Origin of the sequence: Micromonospora zingiberis (assembly GCF_004331455.1) — a bacterium.
Taxonomy (GTDB): domain Bacteria; phylum Actinomycetota; class Actinomycetes; order Mycobacteriales; family Micromonosporaceae; genus Micromonospora; species Micromonospora zingiberis.
Map to the genome: position 1 here is coordinate 24,996 of NZ_SJJR01000003.1, position 14,439 is coordinate 39,434.

Genomic DNA, 14,439 nt, shown 5'->3' on the forward strand with positions numbered 1-14,439 from the left:
CCGCGCCGCCGGTCGGCAGAAGACCGGCGGCGCGGGAACGGGTGGTACGCGGGATCAGCTGTACGGCAGTCGGACGACCGAGCGGTTGCCGACGCCGAGGGTGCTGGGGTTGTTGCCGATGGCGGACCAGACCTCCACCCGGACGGTGCCGCCGCGCAGGTTGCCGAGGGCTCCGCTGCTGGAGTGCAGCCCGGCCGCCTGGGTGTAGTTCTCCCAGCCGGGCACCGGATCGGTGGCGAAGTAGCGGTACGTCTCCACCCGCTCCCAGGAACCGTCGCCGGTCAGGTCGTACGAGATGCGGGCCTGCACCCCGTTGCCGACCGCCTGGCCGGCGTCCAGGAACAGGTCGAACGCGGTCTGCCCACCGTTGTGGTTCAGGTTCAGCCCGGTCGCGGTGAACACCACCGGGTTACGCGGCGTGCCGTCGTAGTTGGCGCCTCCGGCGCTGGTCACGGTGGTCGTGCCGGCGCTGCCCGCCGCCCCCAGACCGCCCCCGGAGAGCAGGTAACGCACCGGCGAACCGGACGGCGGATTGGTCGGCGTCGGCGTCGGCGTCGGGGTGGGCGGCGAGGTCGGGGTGGGCGTCGGGCTCGGCGAGGTACCCCCGGCACCGCTGCCTCCGCTCCAACTGTGCGCGCCGCTGGTGGTGGTCCGTCCGGGTGCCACCGACAGTTGGGTCCCGTCGGAGAACCGTACGGTCAGCGGGGTGCCGGAGATGTTGCTGGCCACGTACGTCCGGGCGCCGCCCCGGTTGAAGACCGCGGCCAGCGGATGGTCGGCGGTGACCCCGGTGTCGACCCGGCCCAGCGCGGCCAGGTTGCGGACCCAGTGGAAGGTGTGCGCCCGGCTCTCGCCCTCCTCCGGGGTGTAGCCGGGGTTGGCGCGCAGCTTGGCCAGGGCGGCGTCGGCGTCGCCGAGGGCCAGGAACTGCCAGTGCAGGTCCTGCCACACGGTCGGCTCACCGCCGTTGTTGCGGACCAGTTCGGCGTACTTCTGGGAGTTGTAGTTCGGGTGGTAGCCCAGGTAGAGGTGTCCGCCGGTGATCGGCAGCAGGTTGATGCCCTGGATCATCTCCGGCTCGGCGCTGAACCAGGTGGCGTACGCTCCGCCGTCACCCCAGACCATGCCGACGTTGTTGTGCCCGAACGCGGCGGGGAAGTTCTCGTCGTTGACGTCGAACCAGTACTCGTGGATGGCCGAGGCCTGGGTGGTGTAGATGAAGATGCCGGCGTCGCGGACGGCGGTGTTGCCGGTGGCCTGCCCCCACTGGATCAGGGCGTTGGCGAAGTTCATCCCCTCCGACGACGACTCCTGGTTGTTTCCGCTGGCGAACGCGCCGTGCCCGGAGGCCCAGTCGTGCCCGGCGTAGATGTCGAAGTCCCGCAGGTACGGGAAGCGGCTGTCGGCCCGGTCGTAGTTGTTGGCGTCCCGGATGAGCAGGTCGATCATGCCGCCGTACTGGTCCTGGCGGGCCCACGTCGGGTCGAACTTGGCAAGCGTCGCGGCGGCGGCGATGTAGTAGCCGTAGTGGAAGTGGTGGTCGTTGAGTTCCTGGTCGGAGCCGTACGAGGCGGGGTAGCCGATCAGGGTGCCCCAGCGCTGGTCGTAGTAGAACAGGCGCTCCGTCTCGCCGGGCGAGGCGGTGAGCCAGTCGGTGAGCGTGGCGCGGATGGCGTTCAACGCGGCGGTCCGGGTCTCGGTGTCGCCGACCTGGTCGGCGATCTCGGCGATCCGGGCCGCCCGGCCCAGCCCCTTACCGGTCCAGTAGGTGTCGTTGCCGCGCTGGTCCATCGGGTTGCCGCGCACGGCCGCCAGGTGCTGGCGCAGCGTGGTCAGGTCGGCGCCGGCCCCGGTGGCGACGGCGGGCACCTCGGGCAGTACGCCGTGGAAGCGCATCGTGGTCCGGAACTCGGCGACTCCGGTGAGCACCTTCATCCGGCCCCGGGCCGACGGGTAGGTCTGGGTGATCGGGGTGGCGCCGGTCAGCGCCTTCCACTGGTGTGGATAGAGGCTCACCACCGTCCGCGTCTCGGTGCCCTCGCGGGGGGTGGTGGTGAAGGTGTACCGGGTCTCCACCTGGCTGGTCGCCTGCTGGTAGCTGTAGTTCACCCGGGTGCCGGTGACGTGCGCGTGCGCGTACGTGCGGTAGGTGGTGGCGAGTTGGCTGCGGGCCGTGGCGTCGGCGGTGGCCGGCAGCAGGGCGACGGAGAAGTAGCCCCGCCCGGCGAGGTTGGAGCTGATCCGCCCGCCGCTGACGGTCCAGGTCGCGCCGGTCGGCGCGTACGCCACGTAGTCGTGGCCGCGCACCGTGAAGCCGATGGTGTTGCCGCTGTTCGACCAGACGGCGGGGCTGCCGCCGGTCGCGTTGATGACCGCGTCGCCGCCGCTGCTGCGGAAGTACGTGAACGGCAGGCCGTGCCCGATGGTGGCGCGCAGGGTGCGTGCCCCGTCGCTCCAGTACGGGGTGACCGTCCAGTCCGTCCAGTCGTCCACCAGCACGTTGGGGGCGCCCAACCCGGCCACTCCGACGCGGATGTCCTCGACGTAGGGGTACTTGAATTCGCCGACGCCGGTCGCGGTGCCGGTGATGGTGGCCGTGGAGGTGGCGGAGAAGCCGAGCCCGTCGGTGACCGGCTGGTAGGCGACGGGGTGGGCGTGCAGTGGCTCGCTGAAGGCGCAGTTGAGGCGCTTCCACAGCAGCGAGGACCACCAGTCGTTGGTCGGCACCGGCCCGGGTGGCGCGGCGGCGGTGGCGAACTGCCGGGGGTTGGTGGCGATGTTCCCGCAGCCGCCGGGGAGCGGGCCGACGGGGGTGGTGGTGTAGCTGCCGGCGCCGACGGGCCCGGCCTGGGCGGCGGAGGTGGCGATGACGGCCAGCCCGCCGAGGACGAGGGCCGCGGCGGCGGTGGCGGCCAGGAGTCGGTGGTGGGTGCGGTGCGGGACGGGAGGTCGCATCTTTCCTCCATCGCGCCGGTCCGGCCGTACCGGTCGGCGCGTTTCGTCGTCATTGTCGGGTTAGGTGGCAGAGAGAGCGCTCTCTGAGTTGTTACGCGACGGTAGTTCACCAGCAAGACCTGCGTCAATGTGGCGGAGTGATGAAATGCGAATGACGCCGGACGCGACGCCTGGCGCTCAGCGCCCCGGCGGCTTCGCTGGGCACCCGTGCCGGCGGTGCCAGGCGGCGACCTCCGTCGCCGGTTCGCGGTTGCCGCCCTTGCGCCACGAATCGAGGTACGGCGCCGGCCAGACCACACCCCGGCGAATCCACCAGCCGTCCTCACCCGGGCACGGCGGAGAGACGCCGAAGTGCACATGGCAGACGTTGTTCGCGTTGCCCGTCCGGCCCACGGTGCCGAGCTGCTGGCCGGCGCGCACCCGTACGCCCGGTTCGATGCCGGCGGTGACCTCGGTCAGGTGCGAGCCGTAGTAGCGGACGCCGTCGTCGCCGAGCACCGACACCGACAGGCCGCCGTTGTACGGACCCTGTGGACCCTGCTTGTCGTACCGGTCCCGGCGGCTCACCTCGCCGATCGTGCCGTCAGTGACCGCCACGAACGGCTCGCCGCAGTCGGCGAAGATGTCCGTTCCCGGGTACGCCGAGTGGGTGGGGTGATAGTCCACCTTCCGGGCGCGTACCGGAAAGACGTGTGGCAGCCGCTCCCGGGTCGGGGTGGCGCTCGGCGCCGGCTGGTCTGCGCTGTCCGGCGCCGCACTGCCGGTGGTCGGCGCGACGCTGGTCGCGGCGGGACCGGCCGGGGCCGCCGGACCGGTCGTGGAGCGTGGACCGGTCGGCTCGGCCCAGGTGGGCGCCGCGCTGGACCCGCAGCCGGCGGCGAGTATCGGCACGAGCAGCAGCAACGCGTACGGCAGCCGTCGTCCGATCGTCAGCGAAGCCACCGGGCCATCCTGACAGACGGCGGCACTACCGGCCGGCCCGCGTCGACACCACCGCATCGACGGGCCGGCGGACGCTGAGCCGGTACGGTGAGCAGTACCACCGACCACGCGGGGGAGGAGTGCCCAGTGATGCCGTACAGCCCATCGGGTCTCTTCCCCGCCGAACGCCCCTCGCGTCCCACCTACCGCGAGCCGAACCCGGTCAGCGGTCCCGCCGTGGCCGCCGGAGCCACCGGCACGATCGCCTGGCTGGTCGTCTTCGGGCTGCTCGGCCGCAGCCTCGTCGGGTACGCCTGGTGGACCCTGATCGCCGGCGCGTTGGCCTGGCTGGCGGCCCTGGTGCTGGTCCGTTTCGGCGACCGGGGAGTGGCCACCGGCATCGCGATCGTGACCGCCGGAGGATGGAGCATCGCCGCCGCGGCGGTGGCCGCCCGCTGGGTGATCAGCGGTGATTGGCCGCTGTGGTGATTCCTGCCCGCAACGACTGCGTTGCGTCGTCGTGCAGGCACTGAAACCCATCTTGACTCGATCGCCGGGACTCGGCACTCTCCCGGTATGGCCTGGACCACTCCGCGGCTCGATCCGGATCGCAGCCGTCGCCGCCTTCAAGTGCTCGCGCAGTTGGCGGACGCCCGCGCGGTACGCGAACGAGAACGGCCACAGCGGGCGCGCACCGAGCGACTGCGCCAGCTCATCGCCACCCGTCGCCGGCTCGCCGGCTGAGCGGCGCCAGATACTTCTCCCAGGAATGACGGACCCTTCGGGGCGTTGACCGGCCGCCTGCCGACCTGACCGGATAACGTGCACGCGTAACGGGCCGGCGTGAGCTGTGCCGAGGGCTACTTGGGGGGACCGTGTCGTACTTCGCTGCGGCCGTGGTACGCGAAAAGGGCGGCTGGTCGGCCGCCGAGCTGAACCTGCGGGGGGCCACCGACGTCGACGAGGTCGCCGAGCGGCTGCGGGACGTGGGCCCAGACGCCGACGTGTCGCTGTTGTTCGTCGAGGCGGACGACACCTACCTGGTCATCCTGCGCCTCGACGAGGGCGAGGACCTGCGGGTCTTCGGCTCGGACTCGGCCTTTGCGGAGGAGTCCCGGCTGGGCGCCCTGCTGGTCGGTGACCTCAAAGCCTCGGTCACCGGGCTGGACGACACCGAGGAAGCTCCACGGACCGTCACCACCGGCGACGACGACAACGAGCAGCCCGCCGTGGACCCGGAGGCCGATCCGGTCGGCGAGGCGGACCTCCTGGCGGACCTGGGCATCCCCGCACAGCGGCTGCTCGCCCTCTGCGCCCACGAGGGAATGATGCCGGCCGACGTCACCGCCGAAGTCTGCCAGGTCCTGGGCTGTGTGGACGACGTCGAGGAACTGCGTGAGGTCTGACCCGCCCGGCGGTGCTGGACCGGTGGGCGGCGCCAGCGTTGCTGCTGGCGTACCGCTCGGTGGTGGTGAGCCGGCCGACGCGACCGATCCGGCCCTGGAGACGGTCCGGGCCGGGCAGCCCACGCCCGGCGCGATCCAGCGGGTCGGACCGGGGGCGGACGAGGAACTGGCCGACCCGACCGGCACGGGCCGCCGGCAGCGCCACGAACTCTGGATGCGCCGGGCCCTGGAGGTCGCGGTGACCGGGCGCTCCGCCGACGCCCCCGACCAGGCGGACGACGTGCCGGTGGGCGCGGTGCTCTACGGGGCGGACGGCACCGAACTGGCGATCGGCCGCAACGAGCGGGAGTTGACCGGTGACCCGACCGCGCACGCCGAGGTGCTGGCGCTGCGCCGGGGCGCCGAGCGGCTGGGCCGCTGGCGGTTGGACGACTGCACCCTGGTGGTCACGCTGGAACCGTGCACCATGTGCGCGGGGGCACTGGTGCTGTCCCGGGTGTCCACCGTGGTCTTCGGCGCGTGGGAACCGAAGACCGGCGCCGCCGGCTCGCTCTGGGACGTGCTGCGCGACCGCCGCCTCAACCACCGCCCCGAGGTGTACGGCGGCGTCCTGGCGGCCGAGACCGGCGCCGTGCTGCGCGCCTTCTTCCGCTGAGGCAGGCGCGCCCGCGAACTGGACGGCCTCCTCGGCCGAGGTGTCAGGCGGTGCGGAGCAACGTGGTGGCCACGGTCCGGGCGGTGTCCGTCCAGGGCGCCGGGCGCAGGGTCGCGGGATCGAGCCGGACGACCGCCCGCCTACCCTCGGCGTACGTCGTCGCGCCGTCCAACGAGTGGAACCGGAAGCCGTAGACGGCGCTGCTGGTGCCCAGGTGCTCCAGCCAGAAGTGCACGCCGATCGGTCCGGTGCCGGTGACCGGTGCGTGGTAGCTGATGGTGAATTCGCGTACCGCGTGGAAGGCGTCCGGAGCGGTGGCCCGCCCGGCCTGGAAGGCGATCCCACGCTCGGACCAGTACGCGGTGAGCGCCCGCTCCAGCAGCACCGCGTACCGCGCGTTGTGCAGGATGCCCATGGCGTCGAGGTCGTCGAAGTGCACCATGGCGTGTTCGACGTGGCCGTACTCGACGGCGGTGGGGTCGGCGACGGCGTTGCTCATGACGGGCCTTCCGGTAGCAGGTGGGGATCGGGGCAGAGCGCCCGCAGTCGGTCCAGCACACCCCGTCGGGCGTGCCGGTAGGTGGTCTCCGGGTCGAACAGCCGGGAGCGCATCGCGGCGGCGATTCCGGACGAGTCGATCTCGTACGCCAGCAGCGCCACGTCCACCTCGGCGGGGAGTTCGCCGAGTTCGACCGCCTCACGGACGAGCCGTTCCAGCAGGGCGGTCCAGTCGGCGAAGGCCGCGACGAGGCGATCGCGGACCGCACCCGGCCGGCCCTTGAACTCGAACTCGGTGGTGGCGAAGAAGCAGCCACCGGGCAGTACGCGGGTGGCGTAGAAGGCGATCCGGGCCTCGTGCAGGGCGTGGATCCGGCGTACCCCCCGGGGTGCGCGCAGGGCCGGGCCGATGATCAGCTCCTGCCACTGGGCCACCGCCCGGTCGATGGTGGCGAGTTGGAGCGCCTCCTTGGAGCGCCAGTGCGCGAACAGGCCGGACTTGCTCACCCCGAGGGAGTCGGCGAGGTGCCCGAGGGAGAGCCCGTCGAGGCCGTTGGCGGAGGCGAGGCTCACGGCGGCGTCCAGCACTGCGGTGCGGGTGCGTTCACCCCGGGCCAGCCGGCCGTCGACGGTCATACCGGTGACCCTACTAAATAAGACCGACCGGTCGTATTTATTTATCGGTGACGACCGTCACCCGGCCCTGACGCGAAGCGTCCCGCCACCGGCGAGCGGCGACGGGACGCAGGTCGGTACGCGGTCAGGCGACGATGGTGTCCAGGGCGATCTCGACCATCTGACTGAAGGTCTGCTCGCGCTCCTGCGAAGTGGTCTTCTCGCCGGTCTTGATGTGGTCGCTGACCGTCAACAGGGTCAGCGCCCGAGCCTTGAACCGGGCGGCGATGGTGTAGAGCGCGGCCGACTCCATCTCCACCGCCAGCACGCCGTAGTCGGCCAGCCGGTCGTAGAGATCCGGCCGGTCGGTGTAGAAGGCGTCCGCGGCCAGGATCGGCCCGACCCGCATCGCGATGCCGCGCCGCTCGGCCACCTCCACCGAGGTACGCAGCAGCCCGAAATCGGCGACCGGGGCATAGTCGATCAGCCCGTCGAAGCGCACCCGGTTCATGTTCGAGTCGGTGGACGACCCACTCGCCGCGATCACGTCCCGCAGCTGAAGATCCTCGGTCAGCGCGCCACACGACCCGACCCGGATCAGCGACTTCACGCCGTACTCGTTGACCAACTCGTGTGCGTAGATCGAGGCCGACGGCATGCCCATCCCGGAGCCCTGCACGGAAACCTCGACACCGTTCCAGCGGCCGGTGAAGCCCAGCATCCCCCGGACCGTCGAGTAGCAGCTCGCGCCTTCGAGGAAGGTCTCCGCGATCCACTTGGCCCGCAGGGGGTCACCCGGCATCAGGACCCGCTCGGCGATCTCGCCCGGCTTAGCGCCGATGTGCGTACTCATGGCAGAGATCCTGCCAGGCCGGCCTGGCAGGGACCGGTTCGGCGTCCGAACCCGGGGTCCTGTAGCCTACTCGGCGGTGGCGTGTCCGAGTGGCCTAAGGAGCACGCCTCGAAAGCGTGTGAGGGTTTACGCCCTCCGCGGGTTCAAATCCCGCCGCCACCGCTCGTGAAACGCAGAAACGCCCGGTCGATCCGCGAGGATCGCACCGGGCGTTCTGCTGCTCGGCCTGGGTGCTCCCAGGTGGGCGCTTTCCGCCCGTCCGGGCAGCCGTGTCTGGCCGGTCGGGCATGGCCTTCGATCTACGTATCCCTAGGATGTTGGAGCGATCACGGGATACGGGGGTTTCGATGCGGCGCAAGCTTGCCGGCGTGACGGTTCTGGCGGTATTGGCGGGGCTGGCGGTGAGCGCACCCGCACAGGCGGCCGAAGAGTTCCGGACCATCACCCGCGACGGCCTGACCATGCAGTACCTGCGGGTGACGAAGGCGGTCACCCCGGTGAAGGGGACCGGGACCACCCGTTCCGACTTCGACGGCGACGGTGTCGACGACATCGCGGCCTCCGCCGACACGCTCAACTCCAACCTGCCGCACTATCCGACCGGCGTGGTGGTGGTGCGTTACTCGTCCGCGCCGCAGGTCGACTACTTCATCGGCACCATGTCGGCGGACAACGCCTCCAGCTTCGGCATCGCGCTGGTGGCCGGTGACTTCAACGGTGACGGCTTCGACGACCTGGCGATCGGTGACGCCGACGAGGTAGACACCCGGAACAAGGCGCGTGGCGGCGGGGTCTGGATCATTCCGGGCAGCCGCACGGGTCTGCTGGTCGACTCGACCAAGCACTTCAACCAGGGCTCCCCGGGCGTCCCGGGCGAGTCGGAGAACTACGACGCGTTCGGTGCCTCGCTGGCGGCCGGTGACATCAACGGCGACGGGCGCGACGACCTGGCGATCGGCGCCTTCAAGGAGGCGATCGGCAGCGTCAAGGAGGCCGGCGCGGTCACCGTCCTGTATGGCAGCAGCGCTGGCCTGACCGGCACCGGTGCCCAGCAACTGCACCAGAACCAGGCTGCGGTGCCCGGTTCGGCGGAGCGCCGCGATCACTTCGGCATGTCGCTGGCCATCGGCAGGGTCAACAACAACAAGTACGCCGACCTGGTGATCGGTGCGCCGCACGAGAACGACGGTTCCGGCGCCAACGGCTCCGGCATGGTGACTCTGATGTGGGGCTCGGCCAGCGGGGTGAAGCTCAGCGGTGCCACCTCGGTCACTGGCGCGGGCGTCTACAAGGCGACCGGACGCCAGGACACCATCGCCTGGTACCTGGGCATGTCGCTGGCCATCGGCGACGTGAACGGGGACGGGCTGGGCGAGGTGATCGCCGGTGCCCCGAACGCGCAGACGCCGCACATCGATGGTGGCCTGATCGCGGTCTTCACCGGCCGTACCGGTGGCCTGTCGGGCAGCGCCGTAAAGATCATCACGCAGCGTACGGCCGGGGTGCCCGGCTCCCCGGAGGACCGTGACCGGTTCGGCGCCACCTTGGCCGCCGGCGACGTGACCGGCGACGGCCGGGCGGACGTGCTGGTCGGTGCGTACACCGAGGCGATCGGTACGAAGGACGAGGCCGGCATGATCACCCTGCTCAAGGGTTCGTCGTCCGGGCTCACCGGCAGCGGCGCCCAGGGGTTCGACCAGAACCACCCGGTCGTGCCGGGTGGCGCGGAGCGCGGCGACCGGTTCGGTGGCTCGGTGGCGCTGCTGAACCTCAACGGCACCGGTCCGCTGGACGCCCTCGTGGCGTCGACCGGGGAAGAGGTCGCCGGTGACATCCCCGGCTACCCGTCGGCGACGTTGTCCCGGTTCCATGGCTCCTCCGGCGGGATCGTCGCGCAGTCCGGCTCGTGGAGCGGGCGGTCCCTGAACACCAGCCGGTTCGAACTACTGGACTACGGCAGGAAAATCGCCGGGCCGCAGAGCAGCGGTCCGTGGTACTGAGCATCGGAACGGGGATCAGGATGCGGCGCAGTGTCGCGGGAGTGTCCGTGTTGGCGGTGGCCGCCGGCCTGGCGGTGAGTGGGCCCGCCCAGGCGGCCACGAACGAGTTCCGGACGGTCACCCGAGACGGGATCGTCCTGCAGTACCAGCGGGTGGCGAAGGCGGTCACCCCGGTCACGGGAACCGGGCCGACCCGCTCCGACTTCGACGGGGACGGCGTCGACGACATCGCCGCCTCCGCCGACCCCTACGTGCACAGCTTTCCCCAGTCACCCGCCGGCCTGGTGGTGGTGCGGTACTCCTCGGCACCGTACGTCGACTACTACGCGACGGCGGTCTCACCGGCCGGCGGCTGCGTCTGCTTCGGTGAGGTGCTCGCCGTCGGAGACTTCAACGGCGACGGCTACGACGACCTGGCCGCGAGTGAGGTGCAGGAGTACGACCACAGCGCGAAGGTGCACGCCGGAGGGGTCTGGGTGATCCCGGGCAGCAGCACCGGCCTGCGGCTCGACTCGGCGAAGCACTTCAGCCAGAGCACGTCCGGCGTACCGGGCGCCTCGGAGGACGGCGACTTCTTCGGGTCGGCGTTGGCGGCCGGTGACATCAACGGCGACGGCCGGGACGACCTGGCGATCGGGGCGTACGGCGAGGCGATCGGCACCATCCGTGATGCCGGCGCGGTAACCGTGCTGTACGGCGGCACCAGCGGGTTGACCGGCACCGGTGCCCAGCAGCTGCACCAGAACCAGGCCGCAGTGCCGGGCTCCGCCGAACGCGGCGACAACTTCGGCTGGACCCTCGCGATCGGGAAGGTCAACAACAACAGGTACGCCGACCTGGTCATCGGCGCCCCGCAGGAGAACAATGACAGCTCGCCCTTCGGCAGCGGCATGATCACCCTGATGTGGGGTTCGGCGAGCGGGGTGAAGCTCAGCGGTGCCACCTCGGTCACCGGCTTGGCACTGCGCGGTTTGACCGGGCGCAGCGACAGCTACGTCTGGGACCTGGGCATGGCGCTCGCGGTCGGTGATGTCAACGGCGACGGTCTGGGCGAGGTGATCGCCGGGGCGCCGTACTCCCAGATCCCGAAGGGCAACGAGGGCGCGGTCGCGGTCTTCACCGTTGGTTCGGCCGGGCTCTCCAGCGGTGCCGCCAAGCTCATCACCCAGGCCACGGCGGGTGTGCCCGGCACCCGTGAGGTCGGTGATCTGTTCGGGGCGACCCTCGCGGTCGGCGACGTGACCGGCGACGGTCGGGCCGACGTGCTGGTGGGCGCCCCGGGTGAGGCGATCGGTACGAAGGCCGAGGCGGGCACCATCGCGCTGCTGAAGGGCTCGGCGGCCGGGCTGACCGGCACCGGTGCCCAGGGCTTCGACCAGGATCACGCGGTGGTGCCGGGCGGTGCGGAGCGCGGTGACCGGTTCGGTGGCTCGGTCGCCATCCTCAACCTCAACGGCAAGGGCCCGCTGGACGCGATCGTGGCCTCGCCGGGTGAGGCGGTCAGTGGGGACCAGGCCGGGCTTCCATCCGGTGCGGTCGCCCTGTTCCACGGTGGCTCCGGTGGGCTGGCCCCGCTCGCCACCTCGTGGAGTGGCCTGAGTCTGCGTACCGACCTCGTCTGGCCCAAGTGGTACGGCCGCCGCCTGGCCAGCGCGCAGGACGGTGCCCTCTACTACTGACCCACCCTGGTGGGCCGAGGAATTGCCGGGTCAGCAGGGGCCGTGGCCTTCGACGAAGAGGCGCTGGGCCCAGCTGGCGTAGCCTGCGATGATCTTGTGCACGGTGTGGCCGTCGTGCAGGAAGAGGTACCCGCGATCGCCGTCGCGGGCCAGCAGGCCGTCGAAGCGGTGTGTCCCCTGTGGCGCGTGGAGCTCCCGTACGCTCGGATAACTGGCCTGGACCTCGGCGATCGGTGTGCCGGCGGTGATTCCTTCCGGGGTGCGGGCCGGGTCACCGGCCCAGAGCAGCACCAACCGCTCCTCGATGAAGATCGGGCTGACCATGTCGTGCCCGGCCAGCGTCGGGCCGCAGGCGTCGACGTCGGTACGGAGTATCCCGCGCCGGGTCAGCTCGGCCTCGGTGTCGCCGAAGTCCACGTCGGCGAGCCCGTCGAGATCGACCACGGTGACCGAGGCGACGGGTTCGGGTACGGCGATGCTCTCCGGTGACATGGGTCCGCTGCCCGATGCCGAGGCAGCCACAAGCAGTACGGCGATGAAGCCGAATTGTCGCAATTTCATCAGAATCCCCCAGTCCCCAACGTGACGGGAGCCCTGAGGTTATTGCCGTTCCTCCCATTCCTCGGCCAACTCGTCCCAGTAGTCGGCGCTCAGCCCGCGTCGGCCGTGCGCGAGCCACCCTTCGGTGCTGCGTTCGACGTGTAGTCCCAACTCGGCGAAGGGGTCGATCCACTTCCCCGGCTCCGCGCCCAGCTCGATCAGGGCGGCGTTGATCGGCCACTCCGGGCGCGGCCCGTCGAACGCCGCGTCGAAGCGCGGCCCCCAGGCCAGCGCGCCGTCCAGCCATACCGCCGCAGCCTGGTGCCCGGCACCACCGGTGAACTCCGCTTCGAGATAGGCCACCGGGCCGCGCCGCGACCAGCGGGACAGCACCTCGGTCAGGGCGGGGGTAAGGGCGAGCGTGAAGGGCTGTCCCGGGCCGGGCTCGCCGGCCGCGTAGTCCGGCGCGGTCCCGGTCAGCTCCTCGACCAGCTGCGGTGTCACCGGCAGCAGGACGAAGTCCTGCCGCAGCCGGCCGAGGACGGCGTGATCCAGCTCGCGCGTCTCCCCGCGCAGCACATCCCCGTCCGCAACGATCGCCCTGAGTTGGTAACTCACTCTCAACCCTGCGCCGCCGATCTTGGTACGAAAGCGCCCTCCAAGAGGCAGTTTCGTACCAAGATCTGCGCGGCGTTATTTTTTGAGGGCGACGTGGTCACCGGCAGCCGAGACGGACGCGACGGTGGAGCTTCCCGCGTACGAGAAGCGCCAGTAGCCGGCGGCCTTGGCGGTGGTGGTCGTCTTCAGGTTGCCCTTGGCATCGGTGTAGACGGTCTTGATGGTGGTGTACTTGCTGCTGCCGGACTTGCGGAACTGCAGCTTCACCGGCTGCTTGGCATAGCCGACAAAGGTGCTGGCGGCGTCGGTGGTGGCCCGGGTCAGCCGACCCGTCACGGTCAGCTTGCCGCCCTTGGCCACCGGCTCGGGGGTGGCGTTCACGGTCAGCTTGGCGACCTTGTAGAGAGTGACACTGTCCCCGCCGGAGGCCGAGCCGGCGGTGGTGCTGCTGCCCGCGAACGACCAACGCCACGTACCCGAAGTGGTGGCCTTGGCGGTCGTCTTCAGCTTTCCGTCGGTGCCGGAGGTGATCGTCTTGACGGTGCTGTACGACGTGGCACCGGCCTTCTTGAACTGGAGCCGCACCGGCTGGCCCGGATATCCGACGACGACCTTGGTGCTGCCGTCGGCCTCCAGGGCGTTCCAGTCCGGCTGGGTGAGCCGGCCGGTGACGGTGAGGGTGCTGTTCTTTCGGGCCGGCTCGGGCGTCGCGTTCGCCGTCGCCTGCCAGCTCTGCTTCAGCAACGGAACGCTGTCCGCCGGATCGCTGAGCAGGTTGTCATAGCGCCCACCGTCGATGGCGTAGCCCGAGATCTGTAGGCGGACGGGGTGACCTGCGGCCCTGTTGTCCACGTCGTACTGGTGGACGATCGCGGTTCCGGTGCAGGTCTGCGTGGTGGAGGTGGCCGTCACGCAGGTCATGTTGGATCCGGCGGCCCCCTCCAGGAACACGAAAAAGCCGCCGCTGAAGGTGCGGAGCTGAGCGTCGATCCGCACCACTCCGCCGGAGTCGTCGTAGATCACACTCTTGACCGGGACCGCGACCCGGCCGGTGGCACCCATGACGATCGGCTTGCCGTTGTTGATGGTGGTACTGAGGATCTTGGTGTCGTGGTAGACGGGATCGGCCTGGGCCGGCGGCGCCAGCAGCAGGCTGCCGGCGACCGTTCCCGTCAAGACCAGGCCGATGCTGCGTACGGTGGTCAAAGATTCCCCCATGGACCAGGAGTCGCGCGTCTTGGCGCGGTGGCCGCATCGTGCCACACCCATCCATCGTGATCAAGAAGCCGCTGCGTAGCCCGAACGCGACAAAGGGCCCCGACCGTGCTCGGTCGGGGCCCTGACGTCTTGCCCTGTCGGGCGGCTGCGGAGGATACGAGATTCGAACTCGTGAGGGTGTGAACCCAACACGCTTTCCAAGCGTGCGCCCTAGGCCTCTAGGCGAATCCTCCGCCGAACAGGATACAGGTCCCCGCCGACGCGCCCACCCCACCACCCCCCGAAGATCGCCGACGGGTCGGGTACGCTGGGGGCACCTCCCGTGCGGCGGTATCTCGTGAACCTCCCCAGGGCCGGAAGGCAGCAAGGATAAGCGAGCTCTGCCGGGTGCACGGGGGGCCTTTCTGTCTTCGCCCCCAGGCGCCTCCCCACCTCACTCGCCGTGCCCGGGCGCTGCCCAGCGGTGTTAACAAGGGGCCCC

14 protein-coding genes, 2 tRNA genes and 1 other RNA gene are annotated in these 14,439 nt (G+C 70.6%); 8 read left to right on the forward strand and 9 right to left on the reverse strand.

Annotated elements, in window-relative coordinates:
* Positions 1–54: 54 nt before the first annotated feature.
* Together E0H26_RS05465 and E0H26_RS05470 are read right to left on the reverse strand one after the other, a co-directional pair.
* A complete protein-coding gene (locus E0H26_RS05465) occupies positions 55–2,955 on the reverse strand; it encodes a glycosyl hydrolase (protein ID WP_131301513.1) in 2,901 nt (966 codons plus the stop codon).
* 177 nt (positions 2,956–3,132) lie between these two features.
* Positions 3,133–3,954 carry a M23 family metallopeptidase gene (locus E0H26_RS05470; RefSeq protein WP_131301515.1) on the reverse strand — a complete coding sequence of 274 codons (822 nt, stop codon included), beginning with the start codon at positions 3,952–3,954 and terminating at the stop codon, positions 3,133–3,135.
* A gap of 72 nt (positions 3,955–4,026) precedes the next feature.
* Here E0H26_RS05470 and E0H26_RS05475 point away from each other — a divergent pair, with 72 nt between their 5' ends.
* The 4 genes from E0H26_RS05475 (at position 4,027) to tadA (ending at position 5,937) form a co-directional block, all read left to right on the forward strand.
* Complete coding sequence (locus tag E0H26_RS05475) at positions 4,027–4,365, forward strand: hypothetical protein (RefSeq protein WP_131301517.1); 339 nt, start codon at positions 4,027–4,029, stop codon at positions 4,363–4,365.
* An 87-nt stretch (positions 4,366–4,452) separates the two neighbouring features.
* On the forward strand, positions 4,453–4,620 hold the full coding sequence (locus E0H26_RS29145; protein WP_165521765.1) for a hypothetical protein: 168 nt from the start codon (positions 4,453–4,455) through the stop codon (positions 4,618–4,620).
* A gap of 131 nt (positions 4,621–4,751) precedes the next feature.
* Positions 4,752–5,282, forward strand: a complete 531-nt coding sequence (locus E0H26_RS05480) for a tRNA adenosine deaminase-associated protein (protein ID WP_131301519.1) — start codon at positions 4,752–4,754, stop codon at positions 5,280–5,282.
* A gap of 133 nt (positions 5,283–5,415) precedes the next feature.
* Positions 5,416–5,937, forward strand: a complete 522-nt coding sequence (gene tadA, locus E0H26_RS05485) for a tRNA adenosine(34) deaminase TadA (protein ID WP_276320379.1) — start codon at positions 5,416–5,418, stop codon at positions 5,935–5,937.
* Between the two features lie 43 nt (positions 5,938–5,980).
* On the opposite strand, the gene E0H26_RS05490 is transcribed toward tadA, so the two are convergent.
* The 3 genes from E0H26_RS05490 to deoD all read right to left on the reverse strand — a co-directional run bounded on the left by E0H26_RS05490 (position 5,981) and on the right by deoD (position 7,903).
* Entirely contained in the window at positions 5,981–6,436 is a 456-nt protein-coding gene (locus tag E0H26_RS05490; protein ID WP_131301521.1) for an acyl-CoA thioesterase, read from the reverse strand.
* Complete coding sequence (locus E0H26_RS05495) at positions 6,433–7,071, reverse strand: TetR/AcrR family transcriptional regulator (protein ID WP_131301523.1); 639 nt, start codon at positions 7,069–7,071, stop codon at positions 6,433–6,435. Before E0H26_RS05495 ends, E0H26_RS05490 begins: the two co-directional genes overlap by 4 nt.
* A 124-nt stretch (positions 7,072–7,195) precedes the next feature.
* Positions 7,196–7,903 carry a purine-nucleoside phosphorylase gene (gene deoD, locus E0H26_RS05500; RefSeq protein ID WP_131301525.1) on the reverse strand — a complete coding sequence of 236 codons (708 nt, stop codon included), beginning with the start codon at positions 7,901–7,903 and terminating at the stop codon, positions 7,196–7,198.
* A gap of 75 nt (positions 7,904–7,978) precedes the next feature.
* Between deoD and E0H26_RS05505 the strand changes: the two genes are divergently transcribed.
* The 3 genes from E0H26_RS05505 to E0H26_RS05515 all read left to right on the forward strand — a co-directional run bounded on the left by E0H26_RS05505 (position 7,979) and on the right by E0H26_RS05515 (position 11,582).
* Positions 7,979–8,065 (forward strand) — tRNA-Ser (locus E0H26_RS05505).
* 206 nt (positions 8,066–8,271) lie between these two features.
* Positions 8,272–9,903 (forward strand): FG-GAP-like repeat-containing protein, encoded by a 1,632-nt coding sequence (locus E0H26_RS05510; RefSeq protein WP_240742025.1) that lies wholly within the window; start codon positions 8,272–8,274, stop codon positions 9,901–9,903.
* A 20-nt stretch (positions 9,904–9,923) separates the two neighbouring features.
* Positions 9,924–11,582, forward strand: coding sequence for an FG-GAP and VCBS repeat-containing protein (locus tag E0H26_RS05515; RefSeq protein ID WP_131301529.1), 1,659 nt, complete (start codon positions 9,924–9,926; stop codon positions 11,580–11,582).
* 30 nt (positions 11,583–11,612) lie between these two features.
* On the opposite strand, the gene E0H26_RS05520 is transcribed toward E0H26_RS05515, so the two are convergent.
* The 4 genes from E0H26_RS05520 to E0H26_RS05535 form a co-directional block, all read right to left on the reverse strand.
* Positions 11,613–12,143 carry a thioredoxin domain-containing protein gene (locus E0H26_RS05520; protein WP_131301531.1) on the reverse strand — a complete coding sequence of 177 codons (531 nt, stop codon included), beginning with the start codon at positions 12,141–12,143 and terminating at the stop codon, positions 11,613–11,615.
* A 39-nt stretch (positions 12,144–12,182) separates the two neighbouring features.
* Positions 12,183–12,740 carry a hypothetical protein gene (locus E0H26_RS05525; RefSeq protein WP_131301533.1) on the reverse strand — a complete coding sequence of 186 codons (558 nt, stop codon included), beginning with the start codon at positions 12,738–12,740 and terminating at the stop codon, positions 12,183–12,185.
* A gap of 75 nt (positions 12,741–12,815) precedes the next feature.
* Positions 12,816–13,958: a hypothetical protein gene (locus tag E0H26_RS05530; RefSeq protein WP_131301535.1), complete on the reverse strand. Its 1,143-nt coding sequence runs from the start codon at positions 13,956–13,958 to the stop codon at positions 12,816–12,818.
* Positions 13,959–14,106: 148 nt separating this feature from the next.
* A tRNA-Ser gene (locus E0H26_RS05535) sits at positions 14,107–14,191 on the reverse strand.
* 81 nt (positions 14,192–14,272) lie between these two features.
* Here E0H26_RS05535 and ffs point away from each other — a divergent pair.
* An RNA gene (ffs, locus tag E0H26_RS05540) (signal recognition particle sRNA small type) lies at positions 14,273–14,362 on the forward strand.
* The last annotated feature ends 77 nt before the right edge of the window (positions 14,363–14,439 follow it).

What these genes read in the sequence shown, in the direction of transcription:
- E0H26_RS05465 (WP_131301513.1), bottom strand. Translation starts at nt 2,955, where the DNA reads ATGCGACCTCCCGTCCCGCACCGCACCCACCACCGACTCCTGGCCGCC.
- E0H26_RS05470 (WP_131301515.1), bottom strand. Translation starts at nt 3,954, where the DNA reads ATGCGGTGGTGTCGACGCGGGCCGGCCGGTAGTGCCGCCGTCTGTCAG.
- E0H26_RS05475 (WP_131301517.1), top strand. Translation starts at nt 4,027, where the DNA reads ATGCCGTACAGCCCATCGGGTCTCTTCCCCGCCGAACGCCCCTCGCGT.
- E0H26_RS29145 (WP_165521765.1), top strand. Translation starts at nt 4,453, where the DNA reads ATGGCCTGGACCACTCCGCGGCTCGATCCGGATCGCAGCCGTCGCCGC.
- E0H26_RS05490 (WP_131301521.1), bottom strand. Translation starts at nt 6,436, where the DNA reads ATGAGCAACGCCGTCGCCGACCCCACCGCCGTCGAGTACGGCCACGTC.
- E0H26_RS05495 (WP_131301523.1), bottom strand. Translation starts at nt 7,071, where the DNA reads ATGACCGTCGACGGCCGGCTGGCCCGGGGTGAACGCACCCGCACCGCA.
- deoD (WP_131301525.1), bottom strand. Translation starts at nt 7,903, where the DNA reads ATGAGTACGCACATCGGCGCTAAGCCGGGCGAGATCGCCGAGCGGGTC.
- E0H26_RS05515 (WP_131301529.1), top strand. Translation starts at nt 9,924, where the DNA reads ATGCGGCGCAGTGTCGCGGGAGTGTCCGTGTTGGCGGTGGCCGCCGGC.
- E0H26_RS05520 (WP_131301531.1), bottom strand. Translation starts at nt 12,143, where the DNA reads ATGAAATTGCGACAATTCGGCTTCATCGCCGTACTGCTTGTGGCTGCC.
- E0H26_RS05530 (WP_131301535.1), bottom strand. Translation starts at nt 13,958, where the DNA reads ATGGGGGAATCTTTGACCACCGTACGCAGCATCGGCCTGGTCTTGACG.